The organism is Lentzea terrae (genome assembly GCF_003265345.1).
In the GTDB taxonomy this organism is placed as follows: domain Bacteria; phylum Actinomycetota; class Actinomycetes; order Mycobacteriales; family Pseudonocardiaceae; genus Lentzea; species Lentzea terrae.
Window position 1 is genome coordinate 20,331 of sequence record NZ_QFWW01000037.1, and the last position, 17,168, is coordinate 37,498.

General features: G+C 67.1%; 21 protein-coding genes and 1 tRNA gene. 10 read left to right on the forward strand and 12 right to left on the reverse strand.

Annotated features, from left to right (window positions below; all coding sequences use genetic code 11):
- Window positions 1-191 precede the first annotated feature (191 nt).
- The 4 genes from DI276_RS50595 to DI276_RS53195 all read right to left on the reverse strand — a co-directional run bounded on the left by DI276_RS50595 (window position 192) and on the right by DI276_RS53195 (window position 2,522).
- The gene (locus DI276_RS50595; RefSeq protein ID WP_157985353.1) at window positions 192-359 is read right to left on the reverse strand and encodes a hypothetical protein; all 168 of its coding nucleotides are present in this window, start codon (window positions 357-359) and stop codon (window positions 192-194) included.
- A 5-nt stretch (window positions 360-364) separates the two neighbouring features.
- A complete protein-coding gene (locus DI276_RS45240; RefSeq protein ID WP_112275826.1) occupies window positions 365-1,477 on the reverse strand; it encodes a radical SAM protein in 1,113 nt (370 codons plus the stop codon).
- Between the two features lie 243 nt (window positions 1,478-1,720).
- Window positions 1,721-2,110: a hypothetical protein gene (locus tag DI276_RS45245; protein WP_112275828.1), complete on the reverse strand. Its 390-nt coding sequence runs from the start codon at window positions 2,108-2,110 to the stop codon at window positions 1,721-1,723.
- Between the two features lie 280 nt (window positions 2,111-2,390).
- Entirely contained in the window at window positions 2,391-2,522 is a 132-nt protein-coding gene (locus DI276_RS53195) for a hypothetical protein (protein ID WP_269814367.1), read from the reverse strand.
- A gap of 273 nt (window positions 2,523-2,795) precedes the next feature.
- Here DI276_RS53195 and DI276_RS45250 point away from each other — a divergent pair, with 273 nt between their 5' ends.
- The 4 genes from DI276_RS45250 to DI276_RS45265 are packed head-to-tail and all read left to right on the forward strand — an operon-like array spanning window position 2,796 to window position 4,823.
- Entirely contained in the window at window positions 2,796-3,221 is a 426-nt protein-coding gene (locus DI276_RS45250; RefSeq protein ID WP_232837357.1) for a hypothetical protein, read from the forward strand.
- Window positions 3,221-3,745, forward strand: a complete 525-nt coding sequence (locus tag DI276_RS45255; RefSeq protein WP_112275837.1) for a DUF6879 family protein — start codon at window positions 3,221-3,223, stop codon at window positions 3,743-3,745. Before DI276_RS45250 ends, DI276_RS45255 begins: the two co-directional genes overlap by 1 nt.
- A 16-nt stretch (window positions 3,746-3,761) precedes the next feature.
- A complete protein-coding gene (locus DI276_RS45260) occupies window positions 3,762-4,637 on the forward strand; it encodes a helix-turn-helix domain-containing protein (protein WP_157985354.1) in 876 nt (291 codons plus the stop codon).
- A gap of 12 nt (window positions 4,638-4,649) precedes the next feature.
- Window positions 4,650-4,823 (forward strand): DUF397 domain-containing protein, encoded by a 174-nt coding sequence (locus DI276_RS45265; RefSeq protein ID WP_232837388.1) that lies wholly within the window; start codon window positions 4,650-4,652, stop codon window positions 4,821-4,823.
- Between the two features lie 144 nt (window positions 4,824-4,967).
- On the opposite strand, the gene DI276_RS45270 is transcribed toward DI276_RS45265, so the two are convergent.
- Both DI276_RS45270 and DI276_RS45275 read right to left on the reverse strand, forming a co-directional pair.
- A tRNA-Ser gene (locus DI276_RS45270) sits at window positions 4,968-5,052 on the reverse strand.
- Between the two features lie 28 nt (window positions 5,053-5,080).
- A complete protein-coding gene (locus DI276_RS45275) occupies window positions 5,081-5,512 on the reverse strand; it encodes a MarR family winged helix-turn-helix transcriptional regulator (protein WP_109633015.1) in 432 nt (143 codons plus the stop codon).
- A gap of 169 nt (window positions 5,513-5,681) precedes the next feature.
- Here DI276_RS45275 and DI276_RS45280 point away from each other — a divergent pair, with 169 nt between their 5' ends.
- From DI276_RS45280 to DI276_RS45300, 5 genes are all read left to right on the forward strand, one after another.
- Entirely contained in the window at window positions 5,682-7,394 is a 1,713-nt protein-coding gene (locus DI276_RS45280; protein WP_112275845.1) for a bifunctional metallophosphatase/5'-nucleotidase, read from the forward strand.
- Between the two features lie 97 nt (window positions 7,395-7,491).
- Window positions 7,492-8,055 carry a hypothetical protein gene (locus tag DI276_RS45285; protein ID WP_112275847.1) on the forward strand — a complete coding sequence of 188 codons (564 nt, stop codon included), beginning with the start codon at window positions 7,492-7,494 and terminating at the stop codon, window positions 8,053-8,055.
- Window positions 8,056-8,115: 60 nt separating this feature from the next.
- Window positions 8,116-8,883 carry a hypothetical protein gene (locus tag DI276_RS45290; protein ID WP_112275849.1) on the forward strand — a complete coding sequence of 256 codons (768 nt, stop codon included), beginning with the start codon at window positions 8,116-8,118 and terminating at the stop codon, window positions 8,881-8,883.
- Window positions 8,884-9,468: 585 nt separating this feature from the next.
- Entirely contained in the window at window positions 9,469-10,371 is a 903-nt protein-coding gene (gene ypfJ / locus DI276_RS45295) for a KPN_02809 family neutral zinc metallopeptidase (protein ID WP_112275851.1), read from the forward strand.
- 42 nt (window positions 10,372-10,413) lie between these two features.
- Window positions 10,414-11,040 carry a hypothetical protein gene (locus DI276_RS45300; RefSeq protein ID WP_157985355.1) on the forward strand — a complete coding sequence of 209 codons (627 nt, stop codon included), beginning with the start codon at window positions 10,414-10,416 and terminating at the stop codon, window positions 11,038-11,040.
- Between the two features lie 4 nt (window positions 11,041-11,044).
- Here the strand turns inward: DI276_RS45300 and DI276_RS45305 are convergent, their stop codons facing one another.
- The 4 genes from DI276_RS45305 to DI276_RS45320 form a co-directional block, all read right to left on the reverse strand.
- Window positions 11,045-11,836, reverse strand: a complete 792-nt coding sequence (locus tag DI276_RS45305) for a hypothetical protein (RefSeq protein WP_112275855.1) — start codon at window positions 11,834-11,836, stop codon at window positions 11,045-11,047.
- Window positions 11,833-12,711, reverse strand: a complete 879-nt coding sequence (locus tag DI276_RS45310) for an ATP-binding cassette domain-containing protein (protein ID WP_112275857.1) — start codon at window positions 12,709-12,711, stop codon at window positions 11,833-11,835. Before DI276_RS45310 ends, DI276_RS45305 begins: the two co-directional genes overlap by 4 nt.
- An 84-nt stretch (window positions 12,712-12,795) precedes the next feature.
- On the reverse strand, window positions 12,796-14,310 hold the full coding sequence (locus DI276_RS45315; protein WP_112275859.1) for a M28 family metallopeptidase: 1,515 nt from the start codon (window positions 14,308-14,310) through the stop codon (window positions 12,796-12,798).
- A gap of 80 nt (window positions 14,311-14,390) precedes the next feature.
- Complete coding sequence (locus tag DI276_RS45320) at window positions 14,391-15,023, reverse strand: GNAT family N-acetyltransferase (RefSeq protein ID WP_112275861.1); 633 nt, start codon at window positions 15,021-15,023, stop codon at window positions 14,391-14,393.
- A 45-nt stretch (window positions 15,024-15,068) separates the two neighbouring features.
- Here DI276_RS45320 and DI276_RS45325 point away from each other — a divergent pair, with 45 nt between their 5' ends.
- A complete protein-coding gene (locus DI276_RS45325; protein ID WP_112275863.1) occupies window positions 15,069-16,034 on the forward strand; it encodes an NAD(P)H-quinone oxidoreductase in 966 nt (321 codons plus the stop codon).
- Here the strand turns inward: DI276_RS45325 and DI276_RS45330 are convergent.
- Both DI276_RS45330 and DI276_RS52825 read right to left on the reverse strand, forming a co-directional pair.
- On the reverse strand, window positions 16,018-16,662 hold the full coding sequence (locus DI276_RS45330; protein ID WP_112275865.1) for a class I SAM-dependent methyltransferase: 645 nt from the start codon (window positions 16,660-16,662) through the stop codon (window positions 16,018-16,020). The two genes, DI276_RS45325 and DI276_RS45330, sit on opposite strands and share 17 nt — an antisense overlap.
- 19 nt (window positions 16,663-16,681) lie before the next feature.
- A partial coding sequence (locus DI276_RS52825; protein ID WP_232837358.1) for an aminotransferase class V-fold PLP-dependent enzyme occupies window positions 16,682-17,168 on the reverse strand: 487 nt, incomplete at its 5' end.

The window sequence follows — 17,168 nt, forward strand, 5'->3', positions numbered from 1 at the left end:
TGCCGCTGTGATCCGTCCGACCTGTTCACCGATTGCAGTGTGCAGACCGGTGGGCAGGCTGTCCCACTCAATGCGTTCTTGCATGATCCTCGACCATCGTCGTCGGCCCGTGCACGGGGCGAGGCTAGCCGACATGACGAAGGTGGCCGGACGCGACTCGCGTCCGGCCAACTGGTTTGGCGACTTCCCGATCAGTACGGGTTGTCGTCCGATGCGGCGCAGTTGCACCGGTTGTAGGCGCCGAGCACCTCGACGTCGTCAACCATCATGACGGCGTCGGGTGCGACCGGCTGTTCGGCCATCTCGCCGACTGCGACAGCAGCCGAGGGAGGCAGCAAATCGAGCATCACCACGGACATGTGTTTCACCTCCCCCCGTGTTGGCAGTAGCGCTCAAGGGGTGCATCTGCCGCCTGGTACAGCTTCGCCAGAGGTCGACACGTCCAGCAGGTGCCCGACAGCGCGCATCCGGAACAACCGCCGGTACGTCCCATAAGCGAGTCAGCGACTTCGACGAGTTGGCGCAGGGCGTCGAGGCCGTGGTCAACGAGCGAGAACTGCGCGTCGCGACCGACCTTGCAAATGCTCGCCATGCCGTACGGGTCAGCGTGGAAATGCGTGTGTCCGGCGCCGCACCCTGTGAACGGTCTGCGGGCGCGCAGGAACTCGGGCGACTGTGACGGCAGCGTTTCCGCGCCACCGTAGATCGTGGGCGAGATGTTGGAGTACACGTTGTAGGTGACGCCGAGGTTCTCCGCGAACGCCGTCATCTCGGCGAGTTCGTGCTCGTTCCGCTCGGTGATCACGAGGTTGAAGTGCAACGGCAGCCCGCGCTCGTGTGCCGCTGTGATGCCCGTCGTGAACGCCTTGTGTGAGCCGCGCCGCGCTGTCACCGCGTCGTAGACGTCGGCACTGGCTCCGTAGACGCTGACCGTGATTCGGTACGGACGCCGTGCGGTCAGCAGGTCGAGAATCGGCCCAGCGTGCAAGCGCGACCCGTTCGTCGAGATGGTGACCATCATGCCCAGGTCCCATGCGACCGTGTAGACCTGCGGGAACAACTTGTCGATAGTCGGTTCGCCGCCAGTGAGTTGCACCCACAGCACGCCGGCGTCGCGGATTGTGTGCAGCAACCGCTCGCGGTCACTCCATTCGAGCCCCTCGAACTCCTTCACCCCGAGGTAGCAGTGCGGACAGTCGTAGTTGCATCCGAGGTTCAGCTCGTACGAAGCACGGCCGTACCCGTGCGGCGACGGCTCTCGGACCTTCACCGCATCGGCTAGCGACCTGCCCGTGATGTCGATGCCCCAACGTTGATGCGCTGCATCGACAAGCCACTGTGGACACGCGCTGTCCGTGCGTGCGGACGCTGCGAGCAAATCCTCAAACCTGGCAGAACCGATCTTCACCGCCCGCTGATCGTCCGGCTTCAACACCAGGTAGTCAGTCAGGAACGGACTTGCGATGAGCGCGTGCATCAGCCTCTCCCGTGGGTGGACATTCCTGAGTTCAGATCAACGGCCGCGCTCTTTGGTGAGGCAGGCAGGACATGCGTGCTCCGGATCGGTCGGCTTCGCCGGTGAGCTGATCGGCACGAACGGCTCTCGGTCGCACTTCGGCGTGACCACTCCATCGGCAATCGACTTTGCCCGGTGAGAGTCCCCGTCCTTGATCGACGCGTTATGCCAGCGGTCGATGTCGCTAATCGGGGTAGCCATGTCCTACGCCGCAACCAGCTCGGGTGGTGTCCATACCGGCTGCTCTATCTGCTGAGATGGCTCGAACAACAACCCATGTCGTGGTGCGAACAACACGGGCGACTCGACAAGTTCCCGCACCTCGTCGTCGAGCTGGCTTTCCAACATGGCGACCGTAAGTGCGCCCTCGGCAGCGTCTGCGTGCTGACCGTGCATCGTGACGAAGAACCAGCGCAGGCGGATTCCCGCCAACAGCAGCATGAACAAGACGAACGAGCCGGTGAAGATCAGTGCGTTGACAGCCATCGTCGCAGCTCCGTTCTGCGCAGGGTCGAGTTGGTGGATCGGGTCAACCGGCGGCGCCAAGGGCAGCCGGCACGGCTCAAGTTCTTGGGCGGGAAGCAGGCCCGTCATTAGCGATGGTGTGACGCTCCAACTCGACGACTAGCGAGGCGAACGTCGTCGGGCTGACCAGAGGGCTTCCAACGAGGCTGAACGGCGCGGACCAGTCCGGGCCAGGCGGCAGCCGAGATGCACCCGCCAGGCCTTCGCTGAAGACGACCGCAACGTCGAGGTACGGCCACCCATTGGGCCACCGCCAGAACAGCAGCCCGTCGTAGCGGCCATTGGTGGTCGAGCATGGGCAACACGTCGAAGCCAGCGCGCGTCATGCGTTGCACATCCGGGCGCATCGTCACAGCCGTCCTCGGCGCAGTGCCGCAGCACGCTTGTCACGTTTTGCCTGGTCAAGCGCAAACACCAAGCACGCAACGAACATCAGGCCTGCCAGGACCGCGACAACGACCTCGCCAATCGTGACGCTCATGGGTCGCCACCTCCTGTTCTTGATTCGTGTTGCCGATGGCCGCGGTCCGATGCGCCGTCTTCGGGTTCGACCTCGACCGGTGGAGCACGGAACTGGCGCGTCAGTCGGGGAGTCCGCGCCAGTTCCGCCCACCCACCATCTCGAACCGATCCAAGCGAAGCAAGCAATATGAGAAATCTTGCGCACACTTACTCCAGTTGGCTGACTCAATGACTACAGAGAGCGAGAGTTGAACGCGCAGGTCACCCGACGTGCCGTTGACTACCGGCGCGATTGCGCAACACCATGCTGACACGTGCGCAATCTTGGGAGATGATCATGCAGCTGAAGTTTCTCGGCACCACGAGCAACAGCGGCTCCTGCCCGAACCTGTATGAGACCGATCGAGGTACCTACGTCGTGCAGGGCTACAAGGTGAGCCACCCCGATGCACTCGCCGCAGCCAGCAACCGGAACATGCTCGACACCGAGACGCTCATCGAGATACCGGTCGAGTTGCTCGACTTTGCTCCGACCACGATCAACAACGCCTCGTACCCGCACCTGTACGAAACCGGCCGAGGCACCTACGTCATGCAAGGCGACAAGGTCACCGATGCCGATGCCCTTGCGACTGCTCGCGAACGAGGCCTGCCGGACACCGAGACGCTTATCGAGATCACGGTCGGTTCGCTGGACCTCGCGCCGATGGGAGTCTGATGGCAGACCTGATCAGCCCGGCAGCGTTCGGCGACCTCTTCCGCAGCTTTCAGCACTCGGCCTGGCGATGGGAGGCCCAGGAAACGTATCGCCAAGCGGACGAGGTTGAGCCGTGGCAGAGGTGGCGCGATGGCATAACAGTCCTCGAGGACCTCGACTGGTTGCGTCCTTGGCTTGACGACGTCCGGGCAGCCACCCAGGCAGGCAGGGTGTTTCAGCGCGTTCGAAAGCTCACCGATCCGTTGACCGAGTACCTGCGGTGGCAGTTGGAAGTCACCCCGGCCAACGTCGAGGCGGGCGAGGACATCCGGCTCCTGCCGGATCACCTGGCACGAGAACTTGGGCTACCAGAGCACGACTTCTGGATCTTCGATGAGGTCCAGGTCGCCGTACTCCAGTTCGGTCCTGACGGCCTGACAGGAGCGGAGATCGTTACGGAACCCGCTACGGTGGCGCGGTACAAGTCCTGGCGCAATATTGCTTGGACGACCGCAGTGCCTTTCGACGATTTCGCCAAGACCTAGCCACAACGAGGAGACCGTGAGCACGCCAGACGATCGCCGGATCGCGTTCGCCAATGAGCTGATCCGCGTCCGCAAGAAGGCCGGACTCAACGGCAAGCAGCTCGCCGAGCGGTGCGGATGGCATGCGTCGAAGGTCTCCAAGATCGAGAACACCCGGCAGGACCCGACTGACTCCGATGTCCTCGACTGGATGACCGCTGTCGAGGCGTCGGAGCCAGAGGTCGAGCGGATGCGTGAGTGGCTCCGCGAGATCGAGATCGACCGTTCCTCCTGGAAGAACCAGCTCCACAAGGGGCACGCCGACAGGCAGACCTACAGCAAGCAGATCGAGAGCAGCGTCTCGACCATCCGTGTGTTCGAGTTGATCGTCGTGCCAGGGCTGGTGCAGATCGCCGAGTACGCCCGGCACATCTTCATCAGCGCCGCGCAGTTCCAGCAGACGCCGATGGACACCGATGACGCCGTGAGCATCCGTATCGAGCGGCAGCGAGCGCTCTACGACAGCGCAAAGAGCATTGAACTGCTCATATGCGAGTCAGCCCTGATGTACTACGTGTGCCCGCCCGACGTGATGGTCGCGCAGATCGACCGGTTGCTCACGCTGCTCGGTCTTCGCGTGCGATTCGGCATCATCCCCTTGGGGACGAGACTTCCAACGGTGCCACCGAACGGCTTCTGGATCGTCGGCGAGCGAGTGCTGATCGAGACAGTCGACACCGAGATCAACACGGAGACACCCGGCGACCTGGAGACCTATAACCGTCTGATGGACCAGCTGTGGACCGTCGCGGCCGAGGGAGACCGGGCGCGCAAGATCCTCGTTCGCTGCGCGGAGGCGGCATCAGCAGCCGCCGTGCAGGTGGACGACATTCCGCCGCAGGAGGGGAAGTAGCCCATGGAACAGATGCAGTTCCGCAAGTCGAGGTACAGCGTCGGCAACCCAGAGCAGTGCGTCGAGGTCGCATTCGCCTCGGATGTTGTGTGGGTTCGCGACTCCAAAGGCCCGGCGCTGAAGCTGCTTGAGTTCAGGCCAGACGCGTGGGCTGCCTTCTTGGGGTCGTCGCGTTCATCCGTGTAGCGCGGCTGATCTGCACCCACGACTAACGTGGGCATTCTTCGTCGGAAACGAGGAAAGCGTGTGCACTGGACGCGCTGTGCGCGCCCAGCCGTGCACTGCACGAAGGGCCTCTGCCCTGCGTTTCAGCAGGTTAGAGGCTCTGAGCGGAAGCGGAGGGATTTGAACCCCCGGACGGTTGCCCGTCTCCCGCTTTCAAGGCGGGTGCATTCGGCCGCTCTGCCACGCTTCCCCGACGCCGTGGGCGTCAGCGGAGAAGCCTAGCCGTTCGACTCCCGCAGGTGTGTCATGACCCGGTCGAACACCTTCGCCAGCACCTCGCCCTCCTCGGGCGTGAGCAGGTCGACGATGTGGGCGCGGACGCCGCGCAGGTGGGTCGGGGCCGCCTCCACCAGCTGGGCCATGCCCTTCTGGGTCAGTTCGGCCAGGACGCCTCGGCCGTCTTCTGTGCACTCGCGCCTCAACACGAGGCCGGCCTTTTCCATGCGGGCCACCTGGTGGGAGACGCGGGACTTCGAGGAGGCCACGTCTTCTGCCAGTTGGGTCATGCGCATGCGGTGGTTGGGCTGTTCGGACAGACGCACGAGGATCTCGTAGTCGGCCAGTGACACACCGTGGGTGTCCTGCAGCTCTCGGTGCAGCCGGTCCATGAGCATGGAGGAACCGTTCACGTAGGTGCGCCACGCACGCATCTCGCCGTCGTCGAGCCAGCGCGGCTCCTGCTCACTTGACGTCACGAGAACAAGGCTAAACCCGAGGATGACGATCGAGGCATTCCTCTGGTAAACGCCGCGTCCGGGAGGCAGACTCCTCCGCCGTACACGCGCGTTAACCACGCCTTGCTGGGAGAGGCTCTTGCCCATGAGTTCGTTCAGACGGCTTTCCGTTCTGGCGATCACCGCCGCCGCGGCCACTGTCATCAGCGCCACTGGGCCTGCCCAGGCCGACGTCCAGTCACTGCGCGGTCGGGGCACGGTCGACGTGCGCCTGATCGGCATCAACGACCTGCACGGCAACATCGAGCCGCCGTCGGGGTCGTCCGGTCGGGTGATCCTGCCGGACGGTACGACGGTTGACGCCGGTGGCGCCGCGTTCAACGCGACGCACATCAAGAACCTCCAGAAGGAGGTCAAGAACTCGGTGATCGTCGGGCAGGGCGACCTGATCGGCGCGTCGCCGATCGTGTCCGCGCTGTTCCACGACGAGCCGACGATCGAGGTGCTCAACAAGGTCGGCATGGACGCGACCGCGGCGGGCAACCACGAGTTCGACGAGGGCTACAAGGAGCTCCTGCGCATGCAGCGCGGTGGCTGCCACCCGGTGGACGGCTGCCAGTTCCGCGACAGCTACCCCGGCGCGAGCTTCCCGATCCTCGGTGCGAACGTCACGAAGGTGAAGACCGGGCTGCCCGCGCTGCCGCCGTTCTGGGTGGAGATTCGCGACGGGATGCCGATCGGCTTCATCGGCATGCCGCTCAAGGACGTGCCGATCCTGGTCGACCCGAACGGCATCAAGGACATCCAGTTCGGTGACGAGGTCAAGGCGGCCAACAAGTACGCCAACTTCCTCGACGCGATCGGCGTGAAGTCGATCGTCCTGCTCGTGCACCAGGGCGACCAGGTCACGTCGCCCCAGGGCGGTCCCAACGCGTGCAACGTGGCGGCCAACAACCCCGGCAGCTACATCGCGACGAACGTCAGCCCGAAGATCGACGCGGTCTTCTCCGGCCACAGCCACCAGCACTACAACTGCGTGGTCAAGGACCCGGCCGGCAACCCGCGGCCGTTCATCGAGGGTCTCGCGTTCGGGCGTGAGCTGAGCGTCGTCGACCTCAAGATCGACCGGCGGACGCGCGACGTCATCCGCGGCGAGACCAAGGCCGACAACAAGATCGTCACCCGCACGGTCGCGCCGGACCCCGAGGTCCAGGCCATCGTCGACCTCGCCAAGACGAAGTCCGCCCCGATCGCGAACCAGCCGGTCGGCACGATCGGCGGCAACATCGTCCGGGCGCAGAACGCGGCCGGTGAGTCGCCGCTGGGCGACCTGATCGCCGACTCGCAGCTCGAGGCCACCAAGGGCAACGGCGCGGTGCTCGCGCTGATGAACCCCGGTGGCGTGCGCGCGGACCTCACTTTCGCCAGCTCGCCCGTGGGCGAGGGCGACGGTGTGGTCACCTACGGCGAGATGTTCACCGTCCAGCCGTTCGGCAACATCCTGCAGACGATCACGCTGACCGGCGAGCAGCTCAAGAACGTGCTGGAGCAGCAGTTCACCGCGACCAGGACGTTCGTGCTGCAGCCCTCGGCCGGTCTGAAGTACACGTGGTCGTCGACCGCACCGTTCGGTTCGAGGATCTCCGGCGTCACGCTCAACGGCGCACCGCTCGACCCGGCCGCGAGCTACCGCGTCACGATCAACAGCTTCCTGCAGGGCGGCGGTGACGGCTTCAGCGAGTTCACCAAGGGCACGAACATCACCGGTGGTGGCATCGACCTGGACGCGTTCTCCGCGTACCTGAAGGCGCACCCCGGTCAGCCGGCTCCTCCGCTCGACCGGATCACCATGCAGTAACCGCGGAAACGCAGCAAAGGCCATCTCGGCGACGGAAGTCGTCGAGATGGCCTTTTTCACGTGTCCGGCTGCTCCATTTGATCTAGAGTGAGGGTCGATGTCCTGGGTGCGTCGGCTTCTGCTGCTCGCCGGTCTGCTGACCGGCGCCTGGTTGCTGGGCAACTCAGGCCAGGCCAACGCCGACGTCAAGGTCGAGATCGACCAGCTCAAGGTCGAGGTTCAGCTCCCCGTCGTCGACATCGGTCTCAAGGTCGAGACCGGGCTCGTACCGCAGCAGCCGGAGCCGCCGGCTCCGCCCAAGCCCGACCCGCGCACCGAGACTCCCCCGCCGCCGGTGGCCCCGCAGGCGCCGCAACCGGTGGTCGTGGAAGCGCCCGTGCAAGCCGAGGCACCGAAGCAACAACACACGCCGCCGCCGTTGGCGACCCGGCCCACGGACCCAGCTCCCGTCCCGCAACAGCCGCAACCGCAGGCGGAGCAGCCGATCACCGGCACGCTCCCGCAGAGCGGCGCAGGGGCGTCCTCAGGCAACCAGATCCCGGCGGGCACGCTGACGTACGCGATGCGCCCGCCCACCACCACGACGTCTCTGATCAGCACCGAACAGCAAGACGTGCCGCGCACCGTGCGCGCGGAGGAACCGACGTTCTCCCCCGATTGATCCAGTGGCGGCACCAGCCGTGCACAGGGATCTTTCATTTCCACTCCAGGGAGAACAGTCATGCGCAAGAACCTCAACAGGACCATGTCCGCGGCCCTCCTGGCCGGCGGCATCATGGTCGGAACCGCCGGGTTCGCCCAGGCCATTCCGGTGCCGCTCAACGTCGACGAGGAGGTTCGCGTCGGCAATCTGGTGAGCGTCCCGGTCAAGGTCTGCGGCAACGCGATCAACGTGCTGGGCACCAGCGACGCGACCTGCGACTCCGGTGACAAGCCCGCCGCCCAGCGCACGATGGCCGAGCCCGCGCTCGTCTCCGCGCCGGTCACGGTGTGCGGCAACTCGGTCGGCGTCGCCGGTGGCGGCTCCGGCAGCTGCGGCGAGACCAAGCCGGAACCGCCCAACGGCGCCGTCGAGGCCCCGATCACCGTCTGCGGCACCAGCGCGGCCGTCCTCGGCACCGCGAAGGGCGACTGCGGCACGGCCGAGCAGCCTCCCGGCGAGGAGCCGCCGGGTGAGGAGCCCCCCGGCGAGGAGCCCCCCGGCCAGAACCCGCCCGGCCAGACGCCGCCCGGTCAGACGCCTCCCGGCAACGGCGGCAACCCCGGCGGTGGCAACAACGGCGGCGACAACAACTCCGGTGGCGGCAACAGCGACGACACGGGTGCCGGCGTCCCGCAGACGGGCAACAAGGCGTCGCAGCAGGCGACCCCGATCCCGAACCTGTCCAAGACCGGTGCCGACCCGCTGGAGTTCCTGCTGGTCGGTCTCGGCCTGATGACCGCGGGCGTGATGGCACGCCGCGGCGCGCGTCGCGTCACGAAGGCCTGATCACTTAAAGGTCATTTTACGACGATTTCTCACAATCGCCCGGCGAGCTGGATCTCGCCGGGCGATTGCTGTCTGCACAGTCGATCTCCGCAGGTCACCCGTCTGACTTCACCAATTCAGGTTTCGGGTGAGGTGTTGAGAAATGTAGCGATCAAGCGCATGCTCGATAACGAGCTGGCAACCGGCAGGTGAATGAACGAGACCGCCCGGTGGCCACGCCCAGAAGGGGTAGGTGGTGCTGTGCAGGTATCTCCTCGCTGTGGCGAAACGCGGTCTGTTGCATCCCCGCGAGTGGATCGGACGTGACCGGTCCGGTCGCGACTGTGTAGCAACGGGCACGAGGTTTCGGGTGCCCAGGCGCCATCGGCGTCGCTCGGCGCACTTCGACGCTGTTGAGCTCGGCTTCGGTGTCGTCTCATGGCGTCACCGGCTGAGCCCCACGCCAACCTTCGTGGGCCGTAGTCGTCACAACCAAATGGGAAAGCCTCGGTGCGGTGCCCCGACGTCGGGCTCCGCACCGAGGCGTGTTTGGTGCTTTATCGTTTGCGGCACCCACCCCTCGGGGTCCTTGGCGGGAGGATTGCGGTGCAGTTCAACGAAGGCGCGGAACTCGACCTTTCTCAGGTTTCGGACCAGCGCGGCGTGGGCGGCCGGGTCGCCGGCGTCGGCGGCGGTCTCGGCGTGGTCGGCCTCATCGTCTACTTCCTGATCCAGCAGTTCACCGGCATCCAGCTGCCCGCGGGCGGACTCGAGAGCGGCGGGCTCAGCCCCAACTCCCAGGTCGAGTCCAGCCAGCTGGCCGAGAAGTGCAAGACCGGTGCCGACGCCAACCGCGACAGCGACTGCCGGGTCGTCGCCACCATCAACTCGATCCAGGCCTTCTGGACCGACCAGTTCGCCCGCTCCGGGCGCAGCTACCAGGTCACCAAGACCAACTTCTTCCGCAACAGCGTGAACACCCGCTGCGGCAACGCGACCTCCGCGGTCGGCCCGTTCTACTGCCCCGCCGACTCCCAGGTGTACATCGACCTGGACTTCTTCAACGAGCTGCGCACCAAGTTCGGCGCGCAGGGCGGCCCGTTCGTCGAGGCCTACGTGCTGGCCCACGAGTACGGCCACCACGTCCAGAACCTGCTCGGCACCTCCGACCGCGTCAGCTCCCGCACCGGCCCCACGTCCGACTCGGTGCGGCTGGAGCTGCAGGCCGACTGCTACGCGGGCTCGTGGGCCAAGGCCGCGACGACCACTCCGTCGGCCAACGGTCAGCCCCTCATCACGAACATCACCCAGGAAGACGTGAACGCGGCACTGGACGCGGCGGCGCGCATCGGTGACGACTTCATCCAGCGCGAGCTCGGGGGCGGCCGGGTGGACACCACCAAGTTCAGCCACGGCAGCTCGGCGCAGCGGCAGAAGTGGTTCACGACCGGGCTGCAGACGGGCGACCCCGCCCGCTGCAACACGTTCGACACCAACAACCTGGGCTGACTCGGACAGCGCGTTCGGCCAGGGTGTGCTGGACTGACGATCATGGGCACCCGTCTCATGGCACTCCTGGCCGTCGCGGCACTCACCGCCTGCACCTCGCCGCCGGAGCCGCCGACGGGCTCGCCCGGGCCGAAGCTCGACCCGCAGGCGATCGCCTACGACAACCTCGACTTCAACCTGTCCCGGCCGGAGGTCTTCGACAACACCTGCGAGACCCTGCCGTCGGACCTGCAGTCGTTGCTGGAGCTCAGGAAGAAGCCCTACACCGGTTCCGGCGGCGGCTGCCACGCGCAGGAGGAGTGGGGCAGCCTCTCCATCGAGCTCTTCAGTCCCGGTGCCGCGCGGAAGTCGAAGGCCCAGCACTTCGTCGACGTGTGGAACGGGGACCGCGTCAGCGGGCACTACTTCCAGCGGTCGATCCTGCTGGACCGGTACTACGCGACGACGGTGGTCACCGGCGAGGTGAACGAGTACTGCACCGTCACGGTGGACACCGGTGCAGAGCGCCCGTTCGAGGTCCAGGCCTCGATGAAGCTGGAGGAGTCCACCGGCTTGCAGGCCGTGGACGTCGACCAGCCGATCGACCGGGCCATGCGGGACTTCTGCCCCAGGGCTTGGGAAACGGTGTTGCCGCTGATCGACGAGAACGGCGGCAGCCGGGCTCGCTGACTCGTCAGCCGGCGTCGCGCCGCTGCAGGCGGAAGAGCGAGAACGCGAGCAGGGCCAGCCAGAGGACCGACGCGGAGATGGTCTGCGCCCACCCGGTGCCGAGGCCTGCCAGGTGCCAGGCGGGTTCGAGCGGGTAGATCAGGCCGAACACCTCGGGCAGGCTGAGCCGGGCGACGGCCAGCATCGGCACCACGATGAAGAACACCGTCAGCGAGCCGCCCGTGTTCGGGACGAGCAGCGAGACGATCAACGCGGTCAGCAGCACCAGCGCGGTGGCCAGCATGGTCACGCCGAGCACCCAGCCCATCCGCATGCCCAGCAGGTAGTTGTGGTTGTTCCCGTGTGCGGCGGTCTTGATCAGGATCGGGAACAGGACGAACGTGAACAGCGTGCACGCCAGCCACACGCCGGCGAGCACCGTGCCCTGGGCCAGGAAGTAGCGCATCCGGGAGGGCTGCACCAGCAACGTCGGCTGCACGCTCTTGTACTGCCACTCGCCGGCGACCAGCTTGATCACGGTCGAGAAGACCAGCAGCAGGCCCAGCTGCACCACGATCAGCAGCGGCCCGATCTGCTTGCCGGCGCTCGCCAGGTTCGACTGCGTGAGGGTGAACAGCATCATCAGCCCGACCAGGAAGATCGGGGAGAACGCCAGCACGAGCTTGTCCGACCGGGTGCCGACGAGCTTGCGCGCCTCGACCGCCACCAGCCGCCAGAACGGTGACCGCTGGGCCGCGCACGCCGCCCACGGACCAGGGGCCGCAACAGGAGACGCGACGGTCTGCTGGTGGATCATGCCGGTCCTCCCCCGGTCAGCCGGAAGAACAGGTCTTCCAGGTTCATCTGCTCCTCGCGCAGGCCCAGCAACGGAATGCCGGCGGCGAAGGTGACGTCCGAGACCTGCTCGACGGGTGCGTGCGCGGCGATGAACCCGTCCGGTGCCGGCTGGATGGCGATGCCGCCGCGCTGCAGGGCCTCGGCCAGGCGGTGCAGGTCCTTGGCGCGCACCAACGACCGCGACGACGTGGTGAGGCTGGCCAGCGGCCCGTCGGCGACGATGCGGCCGCTGCCGATGACCAGCACGCGGTCGGCCGTTTGGTCCACTTCTGACAGCACGTGGCTGGAGAGCAGCACGGTGCCGCCGCGAGCCGCGTGCCCGCGCAGGAGGTTGCGGACCGCGCGGATGCCTTCGGGGTCGAGGCCGTTGATCGGCTCGTCCAGGATCAGCACCGGTGGGTTGGTGAGCAGTGCGTGCGCGATGCCGAGTCGCTGGCGCATGCCGAGGCTGTACTTGCCGATCTTGCGGGTCGCCGCGTCGGCCAGGCCCACCGTCTCCAGCACCTCGTCCGCGCGGCGGCTGGGCACTCCGGCGAGGGTGGCGGCCATGCGGAGGTGTCCGCGACCGCTGCGGCCGGGGTGGACAGCGGCCGCGTCGAGCAGCACACCGGCCACGTGCGCGGGGTTCGGCCACGCCGTGAACGGGCGGCCGGCGATCATCGCCTGGCCGCGGTCGGGCATGGTCAAGCCGGTGATCATCCGCAGGGTCGTCGACTTGCCTGCGCCGTTCGGTCCGAGGAACGCCGTCACGGTGCCGGGCTGGAGCTCGAAGCCCACCTGGTCGACGACCGTGCGACCCTCGTGAGCCTTGGTCAGACCCCACGCGCTGAGCACCAGGTCACCGTAACGGCGGCGTCTGTCCTGCGTGGACTGAACGATCTCGAACCGCCCGTTCGAGATCGTTCAGCCCGTCAGCGGTTACGCCACGGCGTCGTGCGAGTGGTCGTCGTCGTGCGCAGCGGCCTGCATGAGCGCCGCGGACGAACGGACCTCAGCACGCTTGGTGCGCGGAGGCACGCCGTTGACGTCCTCAGTGGACACACCGTAGGCGGCGGTCACGAACGCGATCGCGCCCGCGTTGCGACCGAGGGCCACGCGGTCGACGTTGCCCAGGTTGTCGCACGCCGAGTGGTAGCAGGGGTCGTACGCGACACCGGCGGTGCCGCCCCACTTGGCTGCCTGTGCCGCGGTCTTGACGCCCTCGGCTCCGGTGAAGAGACCACCGGCCGGGATGCCCTGCTTGATGAACTCGCCGTAGTCGGAGCGGCCGGAGAAGTCGGTGCCCTCGGTCGGGACGCCCTTGGCCACGAAGTAGTCGGCGAAGGCCTTCTCGATCTGCGCCGAGCCGTACGGGCCGGCCGGGGAGCCGACGCCGTCGGAATTGTCGCCGTCGTAGATGAAGTACGCGGCGTTCGGCGAGCCGACCATGTCGAAGTTCAGGTACAGGGCGATGTCCAGTTGCTGTTCGAACGTCAGCGACTGCACCCACTTCGTCGAGCCGATCAGGCCGCGCTCCTCGGCACCCCACCAGGCGAACCGGATGGCGTTGTCGACCTTCGGGCGCGAGCCCAGCTGGAGGGCGGTTTCCAGCAACGAGGCCGAGCCGGTGCCGTTGTCGTTGATGCCGGCGCCGGTTTCGACGCTGTCGAGGTGCGCGCCCGCCATCACGACGTTGTTCGTGCGGCCGGTCTTGGTCTGCGCGATGACGTTGCGCTGGGTGCGGGTCTCGTTGTGGAAGCGCATGTCCACGGTGACCGAGGCGCCTGCCTTGCCGGCCAGCGTGGTGCCGTCGGCCTGCGAGACGCCGCCGGTCGGGATCTTGCCGGGGTTGGTCAGCGTCACGTTCTGCAGCGGGCCCGCGGTGTTGTTCGACACCAGCACGGCGATGGCGCCGGCGGCGAACGCGTTGAGGTGCTTCTGCTCGAACGTGCAGCCGCCACGCCGGATCAGGGCGACGGAGCCGGTGAAGTCCTGGCCCGCGAAGTCGGCCGCATCGCAGCCCGTGTTGGTGTCCTCGGGGACGACGCGCAGCGGGCCGGTCACGCCGCCGACCGGGGTCTGCGGCGAGGCGGTCATGATGATCGCCTGGTAGTTCACGCCGTCGACGCGGGCGGACTCCGCGTCCGTGACGGGGATCTGGAATTCGAACGTGGGTGTGGAGACGATGAAGCCCTCGTCGCGGAGCTTGCCGGCGACGTACTCGACGCTGGCGTCGTAACCGGGGGTCAGTGCGGCGCGGGTGCCGCCGTTGCGATCAGCGATGCGCTGGAACGCGATCAGGTGCCGGTTGACGTTCTCGACGGTCACCTTCTTGGCGAGCTTCTTGGCGAGTGCGGGGCCTGCGGGTTCGGTTGCGGCGGACGCGGTGGCGGTTGGGGCAGCGACGAGTGCCGAAACGGCGAGCACTGCCGCCAGCTTGGATCTGCCGGACATGTGAACGTTCCCCTTCGTTCGAAGTCGCTGAACCCTCACAAAAGGGAGACCTGGGACACAATCCTTCGGTCGGCGGGTGTTCAGCTCGTGATCAGCCGAACACACTCCGCGAGACCTTCGACCGAAACGTTCCACTGCGGGCGCACGAAGTTCTCGGCGTCCAAGCGCAGTCGCACGTGCTCAAGACGCTCGCCACGGGGTGCGGCGCCGATGGTGCCGTCATGCACGTAACCGAGCTTGGCGCTGACCCGGTTCGACGCGTGGTTGCCGAGCCAAGCTGCTGAACGCGCGATGCGGGCGCCCAGGTGGTCGAACGCGAACTGCAGCACGGCGATCCGCATCTCGGTGCCGAGTCCGCTGCCCTGGAACTTCTGGCCCAGCCACGAACCGGTGTTCACCTCGCGCAACACACCGAAATCGCGCGCACCGATCTCCTGCACACCGATGACCTTGCCCTCGAACCGGACGATGAAGTTGATCGTCCAGTCCTTGGCGGCGACCTTCGCCCGTTGACCCCAGTAGAACTGGAGCATGCCGAAGCCGTGATCGTCCGGGAGGGTGTCGGTCCACGGCACGTAAAACGGCATCTCCGCCGGGTCGTGCACTCCGGCCAGCGCCACGTCGACGAGCTCGTACAGTCCCTCGTCGTCGTCCGGGCGCAGTTCGAGGCGCGGGGTGCGCAGAACCAGGTTTCGCAGTGGCCAAGGATCCATGTTCCGATGGTGCCCGGCCTGTCGAACGGTATTACGGTCGACTGTATGCATGCCATCTCTGTTCGCGAACCCGGCGGCCCGGACGTGCTCGAGTGGACCGAGGTCCCCGATCCAGTGCCCGGACCAGGTGAGGTGCTGATCGACGTCGCCGCGAGTGCGGTCAACCGCGCGGATCTCCTGCAGCGGCAAGGCTTCTACCCGCCACCGCCCGGCGCGTCGGACATCATCGGCCTGGAGTGCTCCGGCACGATCGCGGCGCTCGGCGAAGGCGTGACCGGCTGGAACGTCGGCGACGAGGTGTGCGCGCTGCTGGCCGGTGGTGGCTACGCGGAGAAGGTCGCGGTCCCGGCACCGCAGGTTCTCCCGCTGCCGGCCGGCGTCGACGTCGTCACGGCGGCCGCGCTGCCCGAGGTGGCGTGCACGGTGTGGTCGAACGTCGTGATGGACGGCCGGCTGAAGCTCGGCGAGACGTTCCTCGTGCACGGCGGCGCGGGCGGCATCGGCACGCACGCGATCCAGGTCGCCAAGGCACTCGGCGCCACGGTCGCCGTCACGGCCGGTTCCGACGAGCGGCTGCGCAAGTGCGCGGAGCTCGGCGCGGACATCACGGTCAACTACAAGACCCAGGACTTCGTGGCCGAGGTGAAGCAGGCCGACGTCGTGCTCGACAACATGGGCGCCTCCTACCTGCCGCGCAACATCGACGTGCTCGCCCCCGACGGCCGGTTGATGATCATCGGCATGCAGGGCGGTGTGAAGGGCGAGCTGCCGATCGGCAAGCTCCTCACCAAACGGGCGTCGGTGATGGCGACGGGCCTGCGCGGCCGCAGCGTCGAGAGCAAGGGCGCGATCGTGGCGCAGGTCCGCGAACACCTGTGGCCGTTGATCGAGAGCGGCGCCGTGCAGCCGATCGTCGGGGCGACCGTGCCCATGTCGAACGCGGCCGAGGCGCACCGGTTGCTGGACGAGAGCGACGTCTTCGGCAAGGTCCTGCTCAAGCGAGAACGGTAGCCCCGGCCAGCGAGGTCCGGGGAGCCGTGCGGAACTCCAGCCCGAACTCCTCGGACCACCGCTTGAGCACCGCCTGTTCGTCCGGCCGGTCGACGTCGTCCGCCAGCACCGTCGCCCCCGGCGCCAGCACCGCACGCAGCACGGGCAGGGCCGGATAGCGCGAGTCGCCGAACCCTGGTCCGTCCACCAGCAGCAGGTCGACCAGGCCGAACCGCTCGACGTACGCGAGCACCTCGTCGTGCACCAGCTGCGGCGCGTACCACTGGCCGTGCCGCGACAACGCCGCCGGATGCCGCGACAACGGCGCGTGCACCACGCGTGCGACCGTTCCCAGTCCTTCACGCCGTAGCTGCGACGCGGCGAACGCTGCCGTGCGTTCGTCGTGCTCGATGCACAGCAGATGTCCGAAGCCGCGCTGTTGCAGCAACCGGGCCAGCAGGACCGAGGTGGAGCCGCAGCCGAGCTCGACCAGCACGGTCCGGGCGTTCAGCACGATCTCGTCCATCATCGCGACGAGGGCTGCCGGTCGGAGGTCGCCGGAGAGCTGGGGCAGGTATTCGGTGTTGAGAGATCCGATGCGCTGCAGGGCCGAGAGATCGGCGAGCTCGCGAGCAAGCGAGTCGTCCAACGAATTGATCTCCCAAAGCTCAGCCCAGCTCGGACACCGCCCTCACCAGGTCATCTACCTCGACCGCGTTCGTGTAGTGCGCGAGCCCGACGCGGATGGCGCCGCCGACCTCGCCGACGCCCAGCACCGAGAACACCCCGTACTGGCCAGGGTCGGCGAACGCGCAGACGCCTCGTGACGCGAGGTGCTCCACGCCGTCCTCCGCCTTGACCCCGGCGATCGTGAACGCCAGCGCGGGCACCCTGCGCATGGCGTCGCCGATCACCATCACGTGGCGCAGCGAACGCAGTTCGTTGATGAGATTAGCGAGCAACCCGGCCTGATACGCCTTCACCGAGCCCAGAGATGTGACCAGACGCTCACGCCGCGTGCCCGAAGCCGCGTCGTCGAGGTCCGCCAGGTACTCCACGGAGGCAACGAGCCCGGCGAGCATCGGATACGCGTGCGGACCGAGCTCCAGCCGTTCCGGGCCGCGGGCCGTGGGGTCGACCGAGCACGAGGGCAGC

Coding starts and splice junctions, on each gene's coding strand:
- DI276_RS45280 (WP_112275845.1), top strand. CDS start 5,682: ATGAGTTCGTTCAGACGGCTTTCCGTTCTGGCGATCACCGCCGCCGCG.
- DI276_RS45285 (WP_112275847.1), top strand. CDS start 7,492: ATGTCCTGGGTGCGTCGGCTTCTGCTGCTCGCCGGTCTGCTGACCGGC.
- DI276_RS45305 (WP_112275855.1), bottom strand. CDS start 11,836: ATGATCCACCAGCAGACCGTCGCGTCTCCTGTTGCGGCCCCTGGTCCG.
- DI276_RS45275 (WP_109633015.1), bottom strand. CDS start 5,512: ATGCGTGCGTGGCGCACCTACGTGAACGGTTCCTCCATGCTCATGGAC.
- DI276_RS45245 (WP_112275828.1), bottom strand. CDS start 2,110: ATGACGGGCCTGCTTCCCGCCCAAGAACTTGAGCCGTGCCGGCTGCCC.
- DI276_RS50595 (WP_157985353.1), bottom strand. CDS start 359: ATGTCCGTGGTGATGCTCGATTTGCTGCCTCCCTCGGCTGCTGTCGCA.
- DI276_RS45315 (WP_112275859.1), bottom strand. CDS start 14,310: ATGTCCGGCAGATCCAAGCTGGCGGCAGTGCTCGCCGTTTCGGCACTC.
- DI276_RS45255 (WP_112275837.1), top strand. CDS start 3,221: ATGGCAGACCTGATCAGCCCGGCAGCGTTCGGCGACCTCTTCCGCAGC.
- DI276_RS45265 (WP_232837388.1), top strand. CDS start 4,650: ATGCAGTTCCGCAAGTCGAGGTACAGCGTCGGCAACCCAGAGCAGTGC.
- DI276_RS45290 (WP_112275849.1), top strand. CDS start 8,116: ATGCGCAAGAACCTCAACAGGACCATGTCCGCGGCCCTCCTGGCCGGC.
- DI276_RS45325 (WP_112275863.1), top strand. CDS start 15,069: ATGCATGCCATCTCTGTTCGCGAACCCGGCGGCCCGGACGTGCTCGAG.
- DI276_RS45240 (WP_112275826.1), bottom strand. CDS start 1,477: ATGCACGCGCTCATCGCAAGTCCGTTCCTGACTGACTACCTGGTGTTG.
- DI276_RS45320 (WP_112275861.1), bottom strand. CDS start 15,023: ATGGATCCTTGGCCACTGCGAAACCTGGTTCTGCGCACCCCGCGCCTC.
- DI276_RS53195 (WP_269814367.1), bottom strand. CDS start 2,522: ATGAGCGTCACGATTGGCGAGGTCGTTGTCGCGGTCCTGGCAGGCCTG.
- DI276_RS45300 (WP_157985355.1), top strand. CDS start 10,414: ATGGGCACCCGTCTCATGGCACTCCTGGCCGTCGCGGCACTCACCGCC.